This window comes from Bacillus sp. TSO22 (genome assembly GCF_020223595.1).
In the GTDB taxonomy this organism is placed as follows: domain Bacteria; phylum Bacillota; class Bacilli; order Bacillales; family Bacillaceae; genus Bacillus; species Bacillus inaquosorum.
In genome coordinates, this window is record NZ_JAHAWO010000009.1 from 37313 (window position 1) to 61442 (window position 24130).

Here is a 24130-nt window from a genome sequence, read left to right on the forward strand (position 1 = left end):
ATGAGGTGCTCCAATGTCGGCATTTAAAAATCAGGAAACGTACTGGGATAACCTGTTTGATGAAGATGACAGCCTAAGCGCATTCCCTTACTTTAAAGCAGCAGATAAGGCGCCATTGGCCCGTACCGGCTATCAGGAAAAATGCATCTGCCGTTCCTTATCTCCGAAAGTATCCCAAAGAATAATCACAATGTCTAATCATTCTGAAATGGCAGCCTATTTGATTTTATTGGCAGGTATTGAATGCTTGTTGTATAAATATACGGATCGAACGCGGCTGATTCTTGGCATTCCAACGGTATCGAAGCAAAAAAGCAGCCAGTCAGCCGTTAACACCATTGTCCTTTTGAAAAATACGCTTTCAAGCCAGAGCACGTTTAAAACCGTATTCGAGCAACTGAAAGAAGCCGTTAATGATTCGCTGAAAAATCAAAACCTGCCGTTTCGAAAAATGGTTCAGCATCTGAACGTGCAATACAATGATGAGCGTATACCGTTGATTCATACCGTCGTTTCACTTAACGAAATTCATTCCTTGCAATTTAAAGAAGATGCTGCAACCGATACGCTGTTTCACTTTGATTTGGAGAACAACGGGATTCATTTGAAGCTTTTTTATAACGGCAATCTGTACAATGAGCGCTATATGGATCAAATTGTATCTCATTTGGATCAACTGCTGTCTGTGATCTTATTTCAGCCCCAAGCTGCGATCCATAAGGCAGAGGTCATACCCGAAGCGGAAAAACAGAAACTATTATTTGATTTTAATGACACCAGCGCAAATTATTCCGGGAGCAGAACCGTCTATCAGTTATTTGAAGAGCAAGCAGAAAGAACGCCTGATCATGCAGCCGTCAAGTTCAAAAACTGCCATTTGACATACAGGGAATTGAATGAACAGGCCTGCCGTTTGGCAAGAACATTGCGTAACTGCGGAGTTCAAGCCGATACGTTAGTCGCCATTCTGGCTGATCGTTCATTAGAGATGATCGTGTCTATTATAGCCATTTGGAAGGCGGGGGGCGCTTATGTGCCCCTGGACCCTGAATATCCAAAAGAGCGGCTTCAATATTTGCTTCATGATGCGAATACAGATGTTCTCCTTGTTCAGCGTCATTTGAAAAACAGCCTCACCTTTGACGGACCGACGATCGATCTGAATGATGAAGCATCTTACCATGCCGATTGCTCATTGTTATCACCCATAGCGGAACACAACCATTTAGCCTATGTCATTTACACCTCGGGCACAACAGGAAAGCCGAAAGGGGTCATGGTTGAACACGGCGGCATTGTGAACTCGCTCCAGTGGAAAAAGGCGTTTTTTAAGCATTCTGCCAAGGATCGAGTGCTTGTCTTGTATCCCTATGTTTTTGATGCATTCATTTTAAATTTCTTCGGCCCGCTAATCTCGGGTGCAACCTTGCATCTTTTGCCGAATGAAGAGAATAAAGACCTTTTCGCCATTCAAAATGCCATGAAACAAGAGAGGATTACACATTTTTCAACTTCTCCCCGTCTTCTGAAAACGATGATCGAACAGATGAATGCAGAGGACTTCATTCATGTTCAGCATGTTGTTGTAGGCGGTGAGCAGCTGGAACTAGATACAGTTGAGAAGCTATATTCTCTGCAGCCTCACATTCGAATCAATAATGAATACGGACCGACAGAAAATAGCGTGGTATCTACATTTCACCCTGTCCAGTCCGCTGATGAACAGATCACAATCGGCAAACCGGTGGCCAACCACCAAGCCTATATTTTAGGAGCGCACCATCAAATCCAGCCGATCGGCGTACCCGGAGAGCTGTATGTCGGAGGAGCCGGCGTGGCCCGCGGCTACCTCAATCAGCCTGAATTAACGGAAGAAAAGTTTGTTCAGCATTTGCTCCTCCCTGGTCAAAAGATGTATAAAACGGGTGACCTCGCCAGATGGCTGCCAGATGGAAGAATCGAATATTTAGGGCGAATCGATCTTCAAGTGAAAATTCGTGGCTACCGTATCGAGATCGGCGAGGTAGAGGCAGCCTTGTGCAATCTTGAAAAAGTTCGTGAAGCTGCAGTCGTTGCGCGGGAAGCCGAAGACGGAGCCAAGCAATTGTATGCCTATTATGTCGGCGATCCTTCTTTGTCCGTTGCGCAGTTCAGAGACGATTTGTCCCGTAAACTGCCGGATTATATGATTCCCTCCTATTTTATCCATTTGGAACACATACCGCTCACTTCCAATGGGAAAATTGATTTGAAAGCTTTGCCTGCTGCCGAAGAAAAAACGCGGACGGATAACGAATACATAGCCCCGCGAAACTCAACAGAAGAACTGCTGGCGTCCATCTGGCAAGAAGTATTAGGGGCAGAGCGTATAGGAATTCTGGATAATTTCTTTGATTTTGGCGGAGATTCGATTAAATCAATTCAGGTGTCTTCGAGATTGTATCAGGCCGGTTACAAGGTGGATATGAAGCATCTGTTTAAATACCCCGTGATTGCTGAACTAAGTCAGTTTGTAGTGCCGCTCGGCAGAATGGCTGATCAAGAGGAAGTGAACGGCAGGACAAGTCTGACCCCGATTCAGCATTGGTTTTTTGAACAAAAAATGCCGAATGCACACCATTACAATCAGGCCGTCATGTTATATTCGGCGGAAGGCTTTAAAGAGGCTTCGCTTCGCCGGACGATGGAACGCATCGCCTCGCATCATGATGCCTTGAGGATGATTTTTGAAAAAAAGCCGAATGGATATGCTCCGCGAATTACAGGCACGGATGAAAGTGAATTATACCATCTGGAAGTGATGAATTATAAAGAGGAAACAGATCCGGCTCAAGCAATTGCCGATAAAGCGAATGAGATTCAAAGCAGCATGGTATTAGAAAAAGGGCCTTTGATGAAGCTTGGTTTGTTCCAATGTCCGGACGGAGATCATTTGCTGATTGCAATTCATCACTTGACGATTGACGGAGTATCCTGGCGAATTTTACTTGAGGATTTTGCAAGCGGTTATGAGCAGGCAGAGCGCGGACAAACGATCCGCCTCCCGCAAAAAACAGATTCATTTCCATTCTGGGCGGATCAATTGTCCAAGTATGCGGCGGAAACCGACATGGAACAGGAGATTGCTTATTGGACTGAGCTGTCAAGCATGAAACCGCAGCCATTGCCCAAGGACAACATCGGCAAAGGTTCGTTATTAAGAGACAGCGAAGAAGTGACGATTCAATGGACAAAAGAGGAAACAGAGCAATTATTAAAACAAGCGAATCGCGCCTACAACACGGAGATCAATGATCTGCTGCTGACTTCATTAGGACTCGCCGTTCACAGGTGGACTGGCATAAAAGACATTCTCGTGAATTTGGAAGGCCACGGGAGAGAACCTATTATTCCGGATGCGGATATTTCCCGGACGATAGGATGGTTTACAAGCCAGTACCCTGTCGTACTGAGGATGGAAGCCGGAAAAGATCTGTCGCAGCGGATTAAGATCGTCAAAGAAGGACTGCGCCGTATTCCTGATAAAGGAATGAATTACAGCATCATCAAATATGTATCCGGGCGTCCGGAAGCCGCCAGTCTGCAGCTGAATCCGGAAATATCGTTTAATTACTTGGGGCAATTTGACCAAGATCTGGAGCATCAAGCTTTACGCATATCGCCTTTTTCCACAGGGTTATCGATGAATGAAAACCAAGAGAGAACGGCCGTGCTTGATTTGAACGGCATGATTGCTGAAGGGAAATTATCGATAACACTGAGCTACAGCAACAAACAATACGAAAGATCGACTATGGCGCAATTTGCGCGAAAATTGAAAGAAAGTCTGCAAGAAGTCATTGCGCATTGCGTAAGTCGGCAGCAGACTACCCTGACGCCAAGTGACATTCTGTTAAAAGATATCACAATAGACGAACTGGAACAGCTCTTGGAGCAGACGCGTGAATGGGGCGAAGCAGAAAATATTTATCCATTAACACCGATGCAGAAGGGTATGCTGTTTCACAGCTTGTTTGACCCGAGTTCAGGTGCCTATTTTCAGCAAACGATGTTTGATCTGCATGGAGATCTGGATATTGACTCATTTTCGAAAAGCTTGGATGGCTTATCACAAAAATATGATATTTTCCGCACGAATTTTTACAGAGGCTGGAAAGATCAGCCGTTGCAAATCATATTCAGAACAAAAAAGATCGGTTTTGAATTCATTGACTTACGCGACATGAAGGAATCACAAAAAGAAGAGATGATTCAGGAATATGCCAGAAGAGATAAGTTACAGGGGTTTGACTTAGAAAGAGGCGCGTTAATGCGGTTATTCATTCTTCGCACGGATGACACGACATACCGTTTTATATGGAGTTTTCACCATATTTTGATGGACGGCTGGTGCCTGCCGCTGATTACAAAAGAAATATTCGAGCATTACTTAGCTTTGCTTCAGCAAAAGCAGCCTGAACAACCGTCGATTACTCCGTACAGTCAATACATTGAATGGCTCGGCCGGCAAGATGCAGAAGAGGCCATGCGTTATTGGGATCAGTATTTGGAGGGATATGAAGAGCAAACCATCCTCCCTAAGGATCACCATGCGGCGGAAGATGAGCGATACATTCCGGAGAAAGTGACATGTGAAATAAGCACCGACCTCACTTTGAAAATGAAGCAGACGGTCGGCAAACACCATGTCACGCTGAACACGCTGCTGCAGACGGCATGGGCGGTTTTGCTGCAGAAATATAACCGAAGCCGAGATGTTGTTTTTGGAAGTGTTGTATCCGGAAGACCGGCTGGAATTCCAAACGTGGAAACCATGATTGGCTTATTCATTAACACCATTCCCGTCCGGATCCGATGTGAAGCCGGGACAACGTTTACCGAACTTATGAAAGAAGCGCAGGAAAAAGCAGTAGCGTCTCAAAAATTTGAGACGTACCCGCTATACGATATTCAAGCACGTACAACGCAAAAGCAAGATTTAATTACACATTTAATGATTTTCGAAAATTATCCTGTAGATCAGTATATGGAAAGCATAGGCCGGCAAAACGGATCATCCATCACAATTTCCAACGTGCAAATGGAAGAACAGACCAACTATGATTTTCATTTGACCGTTGTACCGGGCGAAGCGATGAACATCTATTTTGAATACAATGCCAGTGTGTATGATCGCTCAAGTATAGAGCGGATTCGGGAACATTTCATGCAAATCTTGCATCAAGTCATGACAGATGCGGATATCCAGGTGGAGCAAGTGGAATTGTTAACGGAAAACGAAAAAAGAACCCTTCTTCATACTCTTAACGATACGGCTGCACCATTTCCGAAGACGCCGATTTATCAATTATTTGAAAAACAATCGCAGCGTACGCCCGATCAAGCGGCCGTTATCGATAAGGACAGGGAGCTCACGTACGGAGAGCTCAATAAGCGGGCAAACCAACTGGCGCGAACGTTAAGAGCGAAGGGCGTACAGGCGGATCATCCTGTGGCTGTCATCAGCAGAAACAGTATCGAATCAGTAGTCGGGATCCTTGCCGTTTTAAAATCAGGCGGAGCCTACGTCCCTATAGATCCGGAATATCCGCAAGACCGCATCCGGTATATGCTGGATGACTCTCAAGCCGGAATCGTTTTGATGCAGCGAGATGTCAGGAAGCAGCTTGCCTATGAAGGCGTCACGGTTTTACTGGATGATGAAAGCTCGTATCACCAAGATGACTCTGACCTTGCACCGATAAGTGATGCTAGCCATTTGGCATATGTCATTTATACGTCAGGTTCCACAGGCCGGCCAAAAGGCGTATTAATCGAGCACCGAGGTTTGACCAATTATATTTGGTGGGCGAAAGAGGTTTATGTAAAAGGCGAGAAAACCAACTTCCCGTTGTATTCGTCAATCTCTTTTGATCTAACGGTGACTTCTATTTTCACACCGCTTGTCACAGGCAATACAATCATCGCCTATGACGGAGAGGACAAAACAGCACTGCTTGCATCGATTGTGCAGGACCCGAGGGTGGATATCATTAAATTGACGCCGGCCCATTTACAGGTTTTGAAAGAAATGAATATCGCCGATAAAACGGCTGTCCGAAGAATGATTGTGGGCGGGGAGAATCTAAGCACCCGGTTAGCCCAAAGTATTCATAAACAGTTCGAAGGCCGAATTGAAATATGCAATGAGTACGGACCGACGGAAACCGTTGTCGGCTGCATGATTTACCGTTACGATGCCGTGAAGGACAGGCGGGAATCGGTACCGATTGGAACGGCTGCAGCAAACATGAGCATTTATGTGCTGGATGAGAATATGAAACCCGCGCCGGTCGGTGTCCCAGGAGAAATCTATATCAGCGGCGCTGGTGTGGCAAGAGGATATTTGAACCGGCCGGAATTGACGGCAAAGAAATTTGTCGATGACCCGTTTGAACCCGGAGCCAAGATGTATAAGACCGGAGATTTGGCCAAGTGGCTGGCTGACGGAAACATTGAATATGCGTGCAGAATGGATGAACAAGTGAAAATCAGAGGCTACCGTATCGAATTAGGCGAGATCGAGGCGGCACTGCATCAAGAAGAAGCGATCAAGGAAGCTGTTGTTACAGCCAGAGAAGATATCCACGGGTTTAAACAATTGTGTGCATATTACGTGAGCGGCGGGCAAATAACGGTTTCCCGGCTCCGGAAACAATTGTCTCATACTCTGGCAAGTTATATGGTTCCGGCCTATTTTATCGAGCTGGATGAAATGCCTTTAACCTCCAACGGAAAAATAAACAGAAAAGGGCTGCCGGCTCCGGATTTCGGGCTGCAGGACAGAGCAGAGTATAAGGCTCCCCGAACAAAAGTGGAAGAAATATTAGTTTCCGCCTGGGAAGCTGTATTAGGTGCAGAGAACGTCAGTATTCTGGATAATTTCTTTGACCTTGGCGGAGATTCTATTAAATCAATCCAAGTGTCATCAAGATTAAAACAGAGCGGATACAAAATGGAAATCAAAGACTTGTTTCAATATGCAACGATTGCCGATTTGAGTCCGCATATCAAGCAGAATCTGCGTATAGCCGATCAAGGTGAAGTCAAAGGAAAAGTCAGCCTGACTCCTATTCAGCATTGGTTCTTTGATCACATAACGATAGAACCGCATTATTATAATCAAGCCGTCATGCTGTATGCACCGGAAGGTTTTCGGGAAACGCTGCTTCGTCAAACCCTGGAAAAGCTTGCAGAACATCATGATGCGCTCCGCATGACGTTCCAGCAGACGGAAAAGGGATACGAGGCAAAGATTGCAGAGATTGCTCAAAGCGGGCTGTACCACCTTGAAGTCCTGAATCTGAAAGCAGAATCCGACCCGGGGCAGACAATTGAAGCCAAGGCTAATGAGATACAAGGCTGTATGCGTTTAGGTGACGGGCCGTTAATGAAGGCCGGATTGTTTCAATGTGCAGATGGAGATCACTTGCTGATTGCCATCCATCATTTGATTGTAGACGGGGTTTCATGGCGCATTTTATTGGATGATATTGCTAATGGTTACAAACAAGCTGAGAACGGGCAAGTGATTCAACTGCCGCAAAAAACAGACTCTTTCCAATTATGGGCCAAGAGGCTTTCAGAATATGCGCAAAGTGAAACCATAAAACAAGAACAGGAATATTGGACAGAGATCGAACAAACCGATGTGAAACCGCTGCCTAAGGATTTTCATGAAACACATACGACCTCAAAGGACAGTCAAACGGAAACCGTGGAATGGACTATAGAAGAAACGGAGCTGTTATTAAAACAAGCGAATCGCGCTTATAACACTCAAATAAACGATTTGCTTTTAACCTCTCTGGGTCTTTCCATATCGCATTGGTCAGGACTTGAACAGATTCCGATACATTTAGAGGGACACGGAAGAGAACAGACGATTCAAGATATGGATATCTCCCGTACGGTTGGATGGTTCACAAGTCTGTATCCGGTTGTGCTTCACGCGCAGCCAGGCAAAGAAATCTCTGATTATATCAAGACGACCAAAGAAGGACTGCGCCAAATTCCGCATAAAGGGATCGGATATGGAATAGCAAGGTACTTAAGCGGGTCAATGCCATCAAAACTGAATCCGGAGATTAGTTTTAACTACCTGGGGCAGTTTGACCAAGATTTGCAGCAGCATGCGATTCAATTATCCTCCTACTCCTGCGGTTCAGACTCAAGCGGGAATCAAGCCAGACCGTATGTATTGAATATAAACGGAATGATAACCGAGGGCCGAATGAGGCTTACGATCAGTTATAGCAGCAAACAGTACGCAAGAGAAACGATCAAGCGGCTATCGGAAACGATTCAAAGCCGCCTGCGGACAATCATTACGCATTGCGTTCATAAAGAACAATCGGAACTGACACCAAGCGATATTTTGTTAAAAGGCATGACCATTGATGAATTGGACCAGCTCCTCATTCAACTGCCGCATTCAGGTAAGATCGAAAACGTGTATCCGCTCACTCCGATGCAGAAAGGAATGCTCTTCCACAGCTTGCTGGATGAGGCCACAAGATCTTATTTTGAACAAGCATCGTTCGATTTGCAGGGAGAGTTAAAGATTGATTGGTTTAAAGCAAGCTTGGAACGATTATTTGAAAAATACGCCGTGCTCAGAACCCGTTTTTACAGCGGCTGGAACGATACTCCTTTACAAATCGTCTATAAAACACAAAAACCGCAAATTTATTTTGCAGATTTGCGTGACATAGAGGAGCACCGGCGTGAGGATAAAATCGCTGCCTACCAAAGAGAGGACAAGGCAAAAGGATTTGACTTGACTCGGGGTCCGCTGATGCGCATAGCGATTTTCCGTATGGAAGACCGCAAATATCATTTGATTTGGAGCTTTCATCATATTGTCATGGACGGCTGGTGCCTGCCACTTATCACGAAGGAAGTGTTTGAGCATTATAACGCCTTGCAAGAAGGCAGGGAAACAGAACCACCATCTGCAGCTCCTTACAGCGACTATATCGAGTGGCTTGACCGCCAAGATCAGAGAGCTGCCAAACGGTACTGGAGCGAGTATCTTGAAGGGTATAAAGGTGAAACCAAGCTTCTTCATAAAACACCGCAGCATGAACAAAAAGAATACGCTTATGCCAATGTGATCTGCCAATTCGATCACGAACAGACAAAACAATTACAGCAGATCGCAAATCAGCATCAAGTGACATTAAATTCGTTGATCCAAACATTGTGGGGGGTTTTATTACAGAAATACAGCGGGTCCGGGGACGTTGTATTTGGCAGTGTCGTGTCGGGAAGGCCGGCGGAAATCCCCGGTGTGGAACAGATGATCGGCCTGTTCATCAATACCATTCCGGTTCGCATCCGCTGTGATGAGGACAGCTCTTTTGCTGAAGCGATGCAAATGGTTCAACAAAAGGCATTGACTTCCCAAGCATTCGATACCTATCCTTTATATGAAATTCAGACAAAAACGGAACAAAAGCAAAACCTGATTGACCATATCATGATCTTTGAAAACTATCCGATAGGACAACAAGTTGAACAGGCAGGCCATCATGATGCGGGACTGGACATCATGAATTTTCATATGCAAGAACACTCCCACTATGATTTGAATGTGGTTGTCATTCCTGGCGAAAAGCTTGCCATCCATTTCGGTTTTAATGAAAACGAATATGAAAAATCAGAAGTGGAGCGGCTCCGCGGGCATTTTGAACAGCTCATGCAGCAAGTATTGCAGCAACCGTCTGTCAAAATAGAAGAATTGGAGCTTCTGACTCAGCAAGAAAAAGAACATCTGCTCAGTCGTATTCAATCTGACGAGATGGATTACCCACGTGAACAAACGATTCATGAGTTGTTCGAGGAACAAGCGCATCGTACACCTGACCATGCGGCGGCTGTATTCGAGGGTAAACAATTAACCTACGGAGAACTGAACCGGCGATCCAATCAGCTAGCGCGAACCTTGCAGGCAAAAGGAGTGCAGGCGGATCAGCTTGTCGGCATTATGACTGAACGCTCTCTGGAAATGATTGTAGGCATTTTAGGGATTTTAAAAGCGGGCGGAGCATATTTGCCGATAGATCCTGATTCTCCGCCTGAACGCATCCGTTATATTTTAAGTGATTCGGGCATCAGCGTATTGCTTTATCGTGAGAAGCTGCAGAATAACATCGGCTTCCCAGGGACATGTATCGATCTCATAGAGGAACATGCCTATCACGAAAAAGACAACGGCCTTGCGCTCTCTTGTCAGTCGAGTCAACTGGCCTATGCCATTTATACTTCCGGTACGACGGGCAAGCCTAAAGGCGCGTTAATTGAACATCGCCAGGTCATTCACCTGATTGAAGGACTTCGCCGCCAAGTTTATTCTGCCTATGATGCGGAGCTGAATGTAGCCATGCTTGCTCCATATTATTTTGATGCTTCTGTTCAGCAAATGTATGCTTCCTTGTTGTTAGGACATACCCTGTTTATTGCTCCAAAAGAGGTCGTGTCAGACGGTGCAGCATTATGCCGTTACTATCGGCAGCATTGCATTGACATAACGGACGGAACACCTGCCCACTTAAAGCTCTTGATAGCTGCAGGTGATTTGCAGGAAGTCCCGCTTCGGCACCTTTTAATCGGAGGAGAGGCTCTTTCCAAAACAACGGTAAATAAGCTCATGCGATTATTCGGCGATTATGGCGCTGCGCCTTCGATCACCAATGTATATGGGCCTACAGAAACTTGCGTAGACGCGTCCCTGTTCAACATAGAATGTTCTGCCGATGCTTGGGCACGCAGTCAAATTCATGTTCCTATAGGCAAGCCGTTAGGCAGCAACCGCATGTACATTCTTGATTCAAAAAAGCGGTTGCAGCCTGTGGGCGTTCAAGGCGAGCTGTATATTGCAGGGGACGGTGTCGGGCGGGGCTACTTGAACCTGCCGGAACTAACGGATGAAAAATTTGCTGCCGATCCGTTTGTCCCGACGGACCGAATGTATAGAACCGGTGATCTGGCCCGCCTTATGCCGGATGGAAATATTGAATTTATCGGCCGGATTGATCATCAGGTGAAAATTCACGGTTTTCGGATTGAACTCGGTGAAATCGAATCGGTAATGCTGAACATTCCTGATATTCAAGAAGCCGTCGCAATTGCCCTTAGAGATGCGGATGGAGAATATTACCTATGCGGATATTATGCTGCGGATAAGCCAATACAAATCAGTGAACTCCGCGAAAGTATGGCACGGCATTTACCAGGATATATGATACCGGCTCATTTTGTGCAGCTGGATAAGATGCCGCTGACGCCAAACGGGAAGCTGAACCGTCAGTTATTACCGGTTCCGGTCAAAAAGCGGGACAGAGGCATAGAATACGTGCCGCCGCAGACTTCGGCAGAAATCCATCTGGCAGCAATTTGGCAGGATGTTCTCGGGTTAGAGCAGGTGGGGATCCGAGATAACTTTTTTGATATCGGCGGACACTCCCTGCGGGCAACGGCGCTCATTGCAAAGATACAAAAGCAATTGCATGTCCAAATTCCTTTGCGAAACGTGTTCCGTTTCCCAACCATTGAACAGCTCGCGCGGGAAATCACGACGATGGAGCAAACCGGGTATGCCGGGATTCCTGCAATTGAGAAAAGACCTTATTATCCGGTATCTTCGGCGCAAAAACGATTGTACATTCTCAATCATCTGGAAGGCGGAGAACTCAGTTACAACATGCTGGGTCTGATGGCTGTCGAAGGCAAGCTTGATCGTGATAAGCTGCAGCAAGCCTTCCTCGCACTGATTCAACGTCATGAATCTTTGCGCACCGGTTTTAAAATGGCCGGCGGAGAACCTGTTCAGTATGTCTTGGATCACGCAGAGTTTGAAGTAGAGTGGTATCAGGCAGAAGAAAATGATGCAGGCCTTTATATCCGCCAATTTATTCGCCCGTTTCATCTGGAGAAGCCGCCGCTGCTTCGTGTGGGGCTGATTGAACTTCAACCTGACCGCGGAATTCTGCTGTTTGATATGCATCACATTATTTCTGACGGAACATCTATGAGCGTATTGATTAAAGAATTTATTCGGATTTATGAAGGAGAGACATTACCGCCCCTGCGCATCCAGTACAAGGACTACGCAGTATGGCAGACCGGAGAAGCGCGGTTAAAACAGATCCAAAACCAAGAAGCCTATTGGTTAGAGCTGTACAGCGGCGACGTTCCTGTCCTTCATCTGCCTACAGATTATATACGGCCGTCGGCACGGGATTTTGCGGGAGCTACGATGCATTTCACGCTTGATAAGCAAAAAAGCGCCGGGTTAAAGCAATTGGCATCCCAAAACGAATCTACTTTATATATGGTGCTCCTTGCGTCTTATACATTATTGCTTTCAAAATACAGCGGCCAGGAAGACATTATTGTCGGCAGCCCTATTGCGGGGAGACCGCATGCGGATTTGGAACCCATTATCGGAATGTTTGTGAATACACTGGCGATGAGAAATCACCCCGAAAAAGGGAAGACGTTCTCTCAGTATCTGTCCGAGGTTAAGGAGAATGCCTTAAAAGCTTATGAGCATCAAGATTACCCTTTTGAAGCGCTGATTGACCAACTGAATATCGCCAGAGATTTGAGCCGTAATCCGTTGTTTGACACCATGTTTGTGCTTCAAAACACGGAGCAGGAACAGTTAGATATAAATGACGTAACTTTCAAACCATACCCAAGCGAACATACGATGGCTAAATTTGATTTAACCTTAACGGCTGTGGAAGAAGACTCGGGTATTCATTTCACGATGGAATACTTGACGGCTCTGTTTAAACCGGAAACGATCGAACGTATGATGGGGCATTTTGTGCAGCTGGTTGATTCGATTATCAAACAACCTGAGGCCGAGCTGGCTGATTTGGATATGATAACCCAAGAAGAGAAGAGTGAAATTCAGAAACTCTTTAACGATACTGCAACCGCAGAAAAACGTATTCCGCCAACGATTCATCAACTTTTTGAGCAGCAGGCTGAGCTTAACCCAGACCATGAAGCCGTCCTGTTTGAAAATCAGACTCTGACTTATCGTCAGCTGAATGAACGTTCCAATCAGCTGGCGCGCGTCCTTCAAGATAAGGGTGTAGGCACAGATCAGGTGGTTGCCGTTCTCACGGATCGCTCAGCAAAAATGATGATCGGCATTTTAGCCATATTAAAGGCCGGCGGAGCATTTCTTCCTATCGATCCGGAACTTCCTGATGAACGGCGGGCTTTTTTGATGAAAGACAGCGGTGCCGGTGTGCTATTGACTAGTGCAGGTCATGCCATTCCGCCGCTCTTTGAAGGGGAAGTTCTTCTGCTTGACGATCCGTTACTATATCAAGGTGGGACAGATAATCTTCAACTTTCCTATTCGGAAAATGACTTAATGTACGTCATTTACACATCTGGTACAACAGGGAAGCCAAAAGGGGTTCAATTAGAACATAAAACGATGACGAATCTGTTCGCATATGAACGAGATCATACGCAGCTGCGTTTTGACAGAGTGCTGCAATTTGCTGCCATGAGCTTTGATGTCTGCTATCAAGAAATTTTCTCCGCGCTTTCAAGCGGAGGGACACTCTTTATCATCAGCAATGAGGCAAAACGGGAAATACGTCAGTTCAATGATTTTGTCAGAACGCACAGGGTACAAACAGCATTTCTTCCGACCGCGTTCCTTAGGCTCCTTGGCTCGGAGAAACACTATTTCGAACCGTTTGCCGAGTGCGTGGATCACATTATCGCTGCGGGAGAACAGCTCATCACAACAAGTATACTGCGTGACATGCTGGCGCACCACCATGTCACTCTTCATAATCATTACGGTCCGTCGGAAACGCATGTCGTGACCATGTATACCGTTGATCCGGATAGTGATCAGGAGCTTCAGCCGATCGGCAAACCGATTTCAAATACGGAGATTTTCATTTTAAATGAGGCCGGAACGCTTCAGCCTGTCGGGATCGTCGGTGAGCTTTGTATTTCCGGGGTCAGCTTAGCCAGAGGTTATCATAACAGGGAGTCTTTGACGCTCGAAACATTTGTTCCGCACCCATATGACACGAAACAACGAATGTATAAAACAGGTGATCTGGCCCGTTACCTTCCCGACGGAAACATTGAATATGCGGGAAGGATGGACCATCAGGTCAAAATCCGCGGTTACCGGATTGAGCTCGGCGAGGTGGAAGCCGCTCTGCTAAGCATCGAGCATGTTCAGGAAGCCGTTGTCCTGTCAAAAGAAAATGCAGATGGACAAAACGATTTGTATGCCTATTTTACAGCGGAACAATCATTGCCGATCAGTCAGCTAAAAGAAAAACTTGCTGATCAAATACCGGGCTACATGATTCCTTCATACTTCATTCAGCTGGAGAAACTGCCGTTAACCTCCAATGGAAAAGTAAATCGAAGAGCATTACCGATTCCTGAAGTCGGTTTGCAAACCGGGACTGACTACGTCGCTCCGCGGACGAGTATGGAAGAGAAGCTGGTATGCATCTGGCAAGACGTTTTGAAGGTAAAAGAAATAGGCGTGAAAGATAACTTTTTTGATCTGGGCGGCCACTCGTTACGGGGAATGACGCTCGTTGCCAAAATCCATAAGCAATTCAATAAAAGCATTTCATTAAGAGAAGTATTTCAATATCCGAAAGTTGAAGAAATGGCAAAGGCCATTGCTGAAGCTGAAGCCTGCGGACCGGATTATATTCCGGCTGCCAAAGAAAAAGATGTCTATCCTGTATCCTCCGTGCAGAAGATGGTTTACCTGTCAACACAGATCGAAGGCGGCGAACTTAGCTACAATATGCCGGGAATCCTTGCATTAGAAGGAAAAATCGATATGAATCGCTTACAAACCGCTTTCCAAAGACTGATCCAGCGTCATGAGTCGCTGCGCACCGGATTTGAAATGATCCGCGGAGAACTGGTGCAGGTGATCAAACCGCAAATGGAGTTCTCTATGGAAAGGTATAAGGCAGCACCTGACGAGGTTGAGGAACTTTTCCGCGCCTTCGTGCGGCCATTCGATCTCAGCCAGGCTCCATTACTTCGGGCTGGACTCATCGAGTTGGAACAAGACCGGCATATTTTTATGTTTGACATGCACCATATCATTACGGACGGCGCCTCCATGAATATTTTTGTCGAAGAACTGATTCAATTGTATGACGGCAGAGAGTTAGCTCCGCTCCGTATTCAATACAAAGACTTCACTGAATGGAAGCTGCAAAAAGAGCAAAGAGAACGAATCAAGAGGCAGGAAGAGTATTGGCTGGGTGTATTTCATGAGGAGCTTCCGTCATTCGAGCTGCCGAAAGATTTTGCGAGGCCGCCGGTGAGAAGCTTCGATGGGAAGCGGCACAATTTTGTGCTCGATAAGACTGTCATCCAAGGTGTAAAGCAGCTGGAAGAATTGACCGAATCGACCGCTTATATGATTTTGTTTTCGGCCTATTCCATACTGCTGGCTAAATACAGCGGCCAGGATGATATCGTCGTCGGTACACCTATTGCGGGGAGAATGCATGAAGATTTGCAACATATCATCGGAATGTTTGTAAATACATTAGCCATCCGTACCGCTCCGATGGCGGAAAAGACATTTATGGATTATATAACGGAAACAAAAGAAACAATGCTGAAGGCTTATGAAAATCAGGAGTATCCTTTTGAAGAATTAGTTGAAAAACTGGGTGTGAAACGGGACTTAAGCCGCAATCCATTGTTCGATACGATGTTTGTCATGCAAAATACGGAACAAACGGATATTGAGGTAGACTCTCTCGCCGTCAGACCTTATGAACAAACAAATACGGCTGCCAAGTTTGATTTACAGCTGACCTTTGTAATAGACCAGGATGAGATACAAGGCAGCTTTGATTACTGCACGAAGCTATTTAAAAAGAAAACCATATCTGTATTGGCCAAGGATTACGTCATGATCCTCTCGGCGATTTTACGAAATCCATCCATTCCTTTAAGAGAAATTCAATTAAGCGAAAAAGTAAACAAAAGTAAACACCTCGCAAGCACAATCGAATTGGATTTCTAATAATGGCCGGCGCGGCTGTCCCGGCACGAATGCCGCGGCTGCCGCAAGCCGCCTTCAAAACAGGAATGAAACCAACTGGAGGGATATGAATGTCAGAATTCAAACAACAGGAGTTGTTCTGGGGCCGCATGTTTCACGTGGAAGACCGTCCCAGTGCATTCCCTTCGTTTCAAGTGTCCGACTCAACATTAAAGCGTGATGTATCGAGTGCATCTGACTGTATTCACAGTTCATTGAGTTCAGATGTATCACGGCGCATCCTGACCATGACGAATCAAACGCCAATGGCCGTCTATCTGGTTCTCCTGATCGGAATTGAGTCCCTATTGTACAAATACACGGGGGAAGAGGGTGTAATTACAGGGGTTCCAACCTTTGAAGACGAAACTGATGAAGATCTTCGTTTAGATCAACTCATGTTAATCAAACAAAATATAAATGCCGACAGTACGTTTAAATCTATATTCCATGAACTGAAACATACGCTGGACGAAGCGATCCTATATCAGGACGTTCCCTTTGATAAAATGGCCGGACAGCTGCGACTGAACTACAATACAAATCATTTGCCGATCATCCATACGGTTGTTTCATTAGAGCAAATTCATTCTGAGCGTTTCATAGAAACGGCTGCTTCAGATGCCTTATTTCAGTTTGCTATGGAGGAAGACTCGATTGATGTAAAGTTATTTTTTAATGAACAAGCCTATGACCGTCAGTATATGATGCAGGTAATCGGGCATTTAAACCGTCTATTTTCTATCATGTTATTTCAACCGGACCTCACTCTCAGTGAAGTAAATATTTTGTCTGAAGCGGAGACAAATACATTTCTCGTTGACTATCATCATACGAAAACTGAATATCCGCGAGATAAGACGATCTATCAGTTATTCGAAGAACAGATGAAACGAACACCCGATCAAGCAGCCATTATTTGCGGAGAAAAACAATTCACGTATCGTCAGCTTAATGAACGTGCCAATCAATTAGCCCGAACGTTGAGAGCCAAGGGCATGCGGACGGATCGGCTCGCAGCCATCATCAGCGATCATAACATTGAGGTGGTAGTTGGAATACTGGCCGTATTAAAAGCGGGCGGTGCCTATGTGCCAATTGATCCGGATTATCCGAAGCATCGCATACAGTATATAGTAGATGACTCCCAAGCTGATATCGTCTTGACGCAGAGCCATCTCCGAAAGCAATTGGAACTTACGGGCACAATGGTTTTCATCGATGAGGAAAGTTCTTACCACGAAGACGGCTCTGACCTTGAACCGATCAGCAGTATGAAGGATTTGGCCTATGTCATCTATACGTCGGGTTCCACAGGCAAGCCTAAAGGTGTGGCAATTGAGCATCAAGGCTTAACCAATTATATTTGGTGGGCCCGCAGGGTATATGTCAAAGGAGAAAAAACCAACTTTCCGCTATACTCGTCCATCGCTTTTGATCTGACGGTAACGTCTGTTTTTACTCCGCTTATTACCGGCAATGCCATTATTGTCTACGGAGGAGAAAACAGGGCGGCCTTGCTTTATTCCATTGTGCAGGATCCGAGGGTGGATATTATCAAATTAACTCCGGCTCATTTGCAGTTATTAAAAGAAATGAACATCTCTCCTGAGTGCACCATTCGGAAATTAATTGTTGGCGGCGACAATTTAAGCACGCGTCTCGCCCAAAATATCAGCGGACAATTCGGCGGCAGAATCGAAATCTTTAACGAATACGGCCCTACAGAGACAGTCGTCGGCTGTATGATTTATTCCTTTGATCCACAAAACGACAGACGGGAATCAGTGCCGATCGGAACCGCTGCGGACAATATGAACATTTATGTACTGGATAAGAGCATGAAGCCGGTGCCAATCGGCGTCCCGGGAGAAATTTATATCAGCGGGGACGGCATTGCCAGAGGTTATTTGAACCGGCCGGAATTAACGGCGGAAAGGTTTCTGCGGCATCCCTTTGTACCGGAGGGGAAAATGTACCGGACGGGAGACTTGGCCAGGCGGCTGCCGGACGGTAATATCGAATACCTCGTAAGGATCGACCATCAGGTGAAAATCCGCGGTTACCGCATTGAAATCGGTGAAGTCGAAGCCGCATTTTTTCATATACCGCCGATTCAAGAAGCCCTCGTTATTGCACAAGAAACCAACGGGGAAACATCTTTGTGCGCCTATTATACAGCACAGCGTTCTTTAACCGCAGGTGAGATCCGGAAACATCTGTCCCGGCAGCTTCCGGACTATATGATACCTGCTTATTTCGTACAGCTGAAAGCGATGCCGCTTACTTCAAACGGAAAAATAGATCGTCAGGCACTGCCTGTTCCAACAGGAAATCTCACGGGCAATACCTATACAGCTCCGCGGACAGAACTGGAAAAAATCCTAGCCGGAGTGTGGGAGTCGGTATTAGGCGCAGAACGCGTCGGAATCGACGATCATTTCTTTGAGCTGGGGGGAGATTCAATTAAGTCGATTCAAGTGACATCAAGCTTATATCAATCAGGGTATAAGCTTGACATCAAACACTTGTTCAAGCATCCGACGATCGCTGGGGTTGTTCCTTTTGCAGAGCCGGTCATCCGAATCGCTGAACAAGGAGAAATTAAAGGCCGGTCGCTTCTGACACCGATTCAGCATTGGTTTTTCGCCCAGCAATATCCGGATTTGCATCATTATAACCAATCCATCATGCTTTGTTGGAAAGAGAAATTGGATGAATCGAAGCTTCGCAAAGTCATGAAGAAGATTGCTGAGCATCACGATGCTTTACGTATGGTTTATGTTCCGACAGAACATGGATATCAAGCCCGAAACCGGGGGATCGATGAAGGAGATTTATTCAGCCTTGAAGTGTTCTCCTTACTTGAAGAAAACAACCCTGCCCAAACGATAGAAACGATCTCCAATGACATTCAGCAATCCATCCATTTAGCCGAAGGTCCGCTCATGAAACTGGGATTGTTTCAATGTCAGGATGGAGATCATTTGCTGATTGCGATTCATCATTTGGTCGTCGATGGCGTATCGTGGAGGATTTTACTTGAGGATATTGCAGCAGCTTATGAGCAGCTTCAAAACGGCGAAGCGATCCGGCTTCCGAAGAAGACAGACTCATACCTTTTATGGGCTGAACAATTGAAACGTTATGCAGAAAGTCAGGAATTCGAAGCAGAAAATCAATACTGGTTCGGGCAGAAACATAACCCGCAACATACATTGCCAAAGGACAAAGAACAGGAGACCGGTCTGGCCGAAGACCGGGAAACGATCATCGTCCAATGGACGGCGGAAGAAACCGAATCTTTATTAAAAAAATCTAACCGGGCCTATACAACTGACATTAACGATTTATTGCTGACCGGACTTGGAACGGCTATTCATCGTTGGACCGGTTATGAAGACATTCTCATTCATCTGGAAGGACACGGCAGAGAATCTATTTTTCAAGACCTTGATATTTCACGTACGGTGGGATGGTTCACAAGCCTATACCCGGTTTCGCTCCAAATTAAGGCAGACCAGGATATCTCGCAGCGAATTAAAACAGTGAAAGAAAATTTGCGTAAGATCCCCCGAAAAGGAATAGGTTATGGCCTGATTAAGTATTTGTCCGATCACCCGAAGGCTTCCGAATTTACCGGACAGCCGGAAATCAGTTTCAATTATTTGGGTCAATTTGATCAAGATTTCCGAAACGGCAGGATGGAGGTATCTCCGTACTCAAGCGGGAAAACAGTCAGTGACAAGCGCCCCATAACCTATGCACTTGATATCAATGGCATGATTTCAAACGGTCAATTGTCGTTGGCAGTCAGTTATTGCAGTAAACAATATCAAAGAGAAACAATGGAAGCCTGTGCCGATCTCTTAAAAAGCAGTTTGCAGCAAGTCATCGAACATTGTGATGCTCAAGATCAAATTCACCTGACGCCAAGCGATATTTCATTAAAAGATATAACGATCGGTGAACTAGATCAATTTGTGCAACAAACACATCACCTTGGTGAAATTGAAAATATATACCCATTAACCCCTATGCAGAAAGGAATGTTGTTCCATAGCTTGATCGATTCGGATTCCGAAGCTTACTTTGAACAAGCCGCTTTTGATCTGAAAGGTTTCTTGGATATCGAGGCATTTAGGATGAGCTTGGCGCAGCTGGCCGAAAGATATGACATTCTTCGAACTCTTTTTTATACAGAATGGAAAGATCAGCCTTTGCAGATTGTATTCCGGCAAAAGCCGATTGAAACGGTCGTTGAAGATATTCGCAGCATGAACAGTCATCAACGCAGCGAGTTTATTGCCGATTTTGCGAGAAGAGATAAGGCGCGAGGATTCAATCTCACCCGAGATGCTTTAATGCGCGTATCGATCCTGCGGACAGATGTAGACCAAGCGCGATTGATATGGAGCTTTCATCATATTTTAATGGATGGCTGGTGTTTGCCTCTTGTTACGAAAGAAGTGTTTGAAACCTATTATGCGATTCTTGAGCGGAGGCAGCCGAAACGGGGAGCCGTCACTCCATACAGCCAATATATCGAATGGCTGGATAAAAAAGATCACAAGCAGGCAGCAGTCTATTGGCGTAATTATTTGGAAGGCTATGAAGGGCAAACTGTTTTGTTACAAGAACAATCCTCCAACCAGCCGAAAGGATACGAAAAAGGAGAGCATGCGTTTCGTTTAGGAAAGCAGCTCACAGACGAGATCAAACGGGCCGCAAGCCACCATCAAGTCACGCTCAATACATGGATACAAACCGCATGGGGCTTATTGCTGCAAAGATATAACGGGAGTCAGGATGTCGTTTTCGGCACTGTCGTATCCGGCCGGCCGGCAGAAATCCCGGGAATTGAAACTATGGTCGGTTTATTTATCAATACCATTCCCGTACGTATTCATACGCAACCTGAAATGACAGCTGCACAAGTATTGAAAATGAACCAGGAGCGGGCACTGGCTTCTCAAGCATACGATACATTTCCGTTGTATGAAATTCAGGCTCAAACTGAGCAAAAGCAGCAGTTGATCAATCATATTATGGTTTTTGAGAATTACCCGGTCGAGAAACAAATAGAACATATGAAGCAGGATGACAAAGCATTAGACATTATCGATTTTCATATGGAAGAACATACCCATTACGATTTTACTTTTATAGTTATGCCGGCCGGAGAAATTGAAATTCGTTTTGTATACAATCGTGATGTTTATGATCAAGCATGTGTCGAACGGATGCAGGCGCACTTCATGCAAATCATTAAGCAAATGGCGGACGATCAGGAAACTCGCGTCCAAGAACTGGATATAGTAACAGCGGATGAACGATCGCTCCTGATAGACAAGTTTAACGATACAGCGGCCGAGTATCCAAAGAAAAAGACGATTCATCAATTGTTTGAGGAACAAGCGGAGCGAACGCCGGAGCAAGTGGCGATTGTTTTTGAAGGTCAGAAGCTGACGTATCGGGCATTAAATGAACGCGCTAATCAGTTGGCCCGAACCTTGGTCGCCAAAGGACTTCAGGCTGAGCAGCTTGTTGGCATTATGGCGGAACGTTCACCGGAGATGGTGTTAGGCATCCTCGCTATTTTGAAAGCGGGAGGAGTTTATGTACCGGTCGATCCGGAATATCCGGAAGAACGCATCCATTATATGCTTGAAGATTCTAACGTCTCTATATTATTATTGCAAAATCATCTTCTAAAATGTACCGCTTATCAAAGTCATGCTGTCTTCCTTGACGATCCGTCATCATACGACGTCGAAGCATCCAATCTCAATCTAAGGACAGCGCCAAATCAATTAGCCTACGTCATCTATACATCAGGAACAACGGGGAATCCGAAAGGAACGCTCATTGAACATAAAAATGTGGTCCGTCTATTATTTAATAACAAAAACCTTTTTGATTTTAACGCATCGGACACATGGACTTTGTTCCATTCCTTCTGCTTTGATTTTTCAGTGTGGGAAATGTACGGAGCGCTGCTGCATGGGGGCAAATTAGTGATTGTTCCGAAACAAACAGCAAAAAACCCCGAAAGGTATTTGCAATTGTTAAAGTCGGAAGCAGTGACAATTTTAAATCAAACGCCAAGTTATTTCTACCAACTGATGCAGGAGGAGAGAGCATATTCCGAATCCAATTTAAACATCCGAAAAATCATATTTGGCGGAGAGGCGTTAAATCCATCCTTCTTGAAAGACTGGAAGATTAAATATCCTTTAACGCAATTAATCAATATGTACGGCATCACGGAAACCACCGTTCATGTCACATATAAAGAAATCACGGAACGAGAAATCGACGAGGGCAGAAGCAACATCGGACAACCTATTCCTACCCTGCAAGCGTATATTTTGGACGAATATCAACGCATTCAGGTAATGGGCATACCGGGAGAGCTCTATGTTGCAGGAGAGGGGCTGGCTAGAGGATATTTGAACCGCCCGGAATTAACGGCAGAGAAATTTGTTGAACACCCATTTGCCCCAGGCGAAAAAATGTACAAAACGGGAGATGTCGCCCGATGGCTGCCTGACGGCAATATCGAGTATTTGGGAAGAATTGATCATCAGGTGAAAATCCGGGGTTACCGGATTGAACTCGGCGAGATCGAGACAGCTTTATTGCAACTGGAATCTGTCAAAGAAGCGGTCGTCATCGCGATTGAAGAAGAGGGCTCCAAGCAGCTGTGCGCCTACTTGACAGGAGACGAATCATTCAATACGGCGCAGCTGAAGCGGCATTTGCTGAACAAACTGCCCGCGTATATGATTCCAGCCTATTTTGTACAAGTAGAGAAGATGCCGATAACCGCTAATGGAAAAATCGACTGGAAAGCTTTGCCGGCTCCTAAGGGAAATAGGCTCACCGGAACCGAATACGCAGCACCCGAAACGTTAATTGAAAAGCAGCTGGCCGAGATATGGAAGAACATTTTAGCTCTCAGTGACCCGGGGGTTAAAGATAATTTCTTTGACGTTGGCGGCCATTCGCTCAAAGTTTTGCAAGTTATTCATCAAATTAACGCCAGTATGGGAATCAAAATGCATTATCAAGCCGTATACGATTTTCCGACCATTGAAGCAATGGCACGCGCCATTCAAGCAGCGGTGTTCGAGTCCAAGACGGATAACGTATTCGTCAAGATGAATCAGAACGGTTCAATCCCTGTGTTCTGTTTCCCGCCTTTAATCGGGTATGGGCTGGTTTATAATGAAATGGCGAAAAGACTTGATGGCAGCTGCACCGTCTATGCCGCTGATTTCTTGGAAGAGCCGTCTTATGAGAAAGAGATCGTTGACCGGTATGCAGAAAGCATAATAGGCATTCAAGAAAAAGGGCCTTATGTTTTGCTTGGTTATTCTTCGGGCTCGAATTTGGCTTTTGAGGTTGCTAAAGCCTTGGAGAAGCGTGGACGCGTCGTATCAGACATTATGATGCTGGATTCTAAAATAGCCGTTTCTGTGACTTATTTATCGGAAGAGGAAACTGAAGAGATCATCCATCTGAATCTGGATATCATTCCGGATTATTATAGAGAGTTATTAACCATTCCTTCGATTAAGGATAAACTCAGAAGCTACCTTGCGTATCACAATGAACTGATCAATTCCGGCGCTGTCAACGCCAACATACATCATTTGGTGTGTGGTGATTTGACTGATAGAGGATGGACGCAATCAACTGCACAGCATTACCTTGAGTACAAATTAAAAGGAGACCATGTGACGATCTTTGAACCTTATAATATCGAAGAAAATGTGGATACAATTCAATCTATTATCAAAAGAATTGAAGAACGGCATCATCAAGGACTTGTTCTTGATGAACAACTGTCAATGGGATCGTTTGCAGGAGACACAAAGTTTAACAAAATGTAAATGATCTAGTGAAAAATGCCGCTGCTGGCAGTCAGCGGCATTTTTTTATTAAAAAAAGTGCGAGTAATACTCATGTGTTTGCTACGGTTTATTCTAGAAATACTCC

Annotated in this window: 2 protein-coding genes; both read left to right on the forward strand. The window is 45.3% G+C overall.

Annotation, left to right across the window (positions count from 1 at the left end; all coding sequences use genetic code 11):
* The first annotated feature begins 13 nt into the window (after positions 1-13).
* On the forward strand, positions 14-16108 hold the full coding sequence (locus KHQ79_RS09015) for a non-ribosomal peptide synthetase (RefSeq protein WP_225514907.1): 16095 nt from the start codon (positions 14-16) through the stop codon (positions 16106-16108).
* A gap of 89 nt (positions 16109-16197) precedes the next feature.
* A complete protein-coding gene (locus KHQ79_RS09020; protein WP_225514910.1) occupies positions 16198-24024 on the forward strand; it encodes a non-ribosomal peptide synthetase in 7827 nt (2608 codons plus the stop codon).
* Positions 24025-24130 lie beyond the last annotated feature (106 nt).

Coding starts and splice junctions, on each gene's coding strand:
- KHQ79_RS09015 (WP_225514907.1), top strand. CDS start 14: ATGTCGGCATTTAAAAATCAGGAAACGTACTGGGATAACCTGTTTGAT.
- KHQ79_RS09020 (WP_225514910.1), top strand. CDS start 16,198: ATGTCAGAATTCAAACAACAGGAGTTGTTCTGGGGCCGCATGTTTCAC.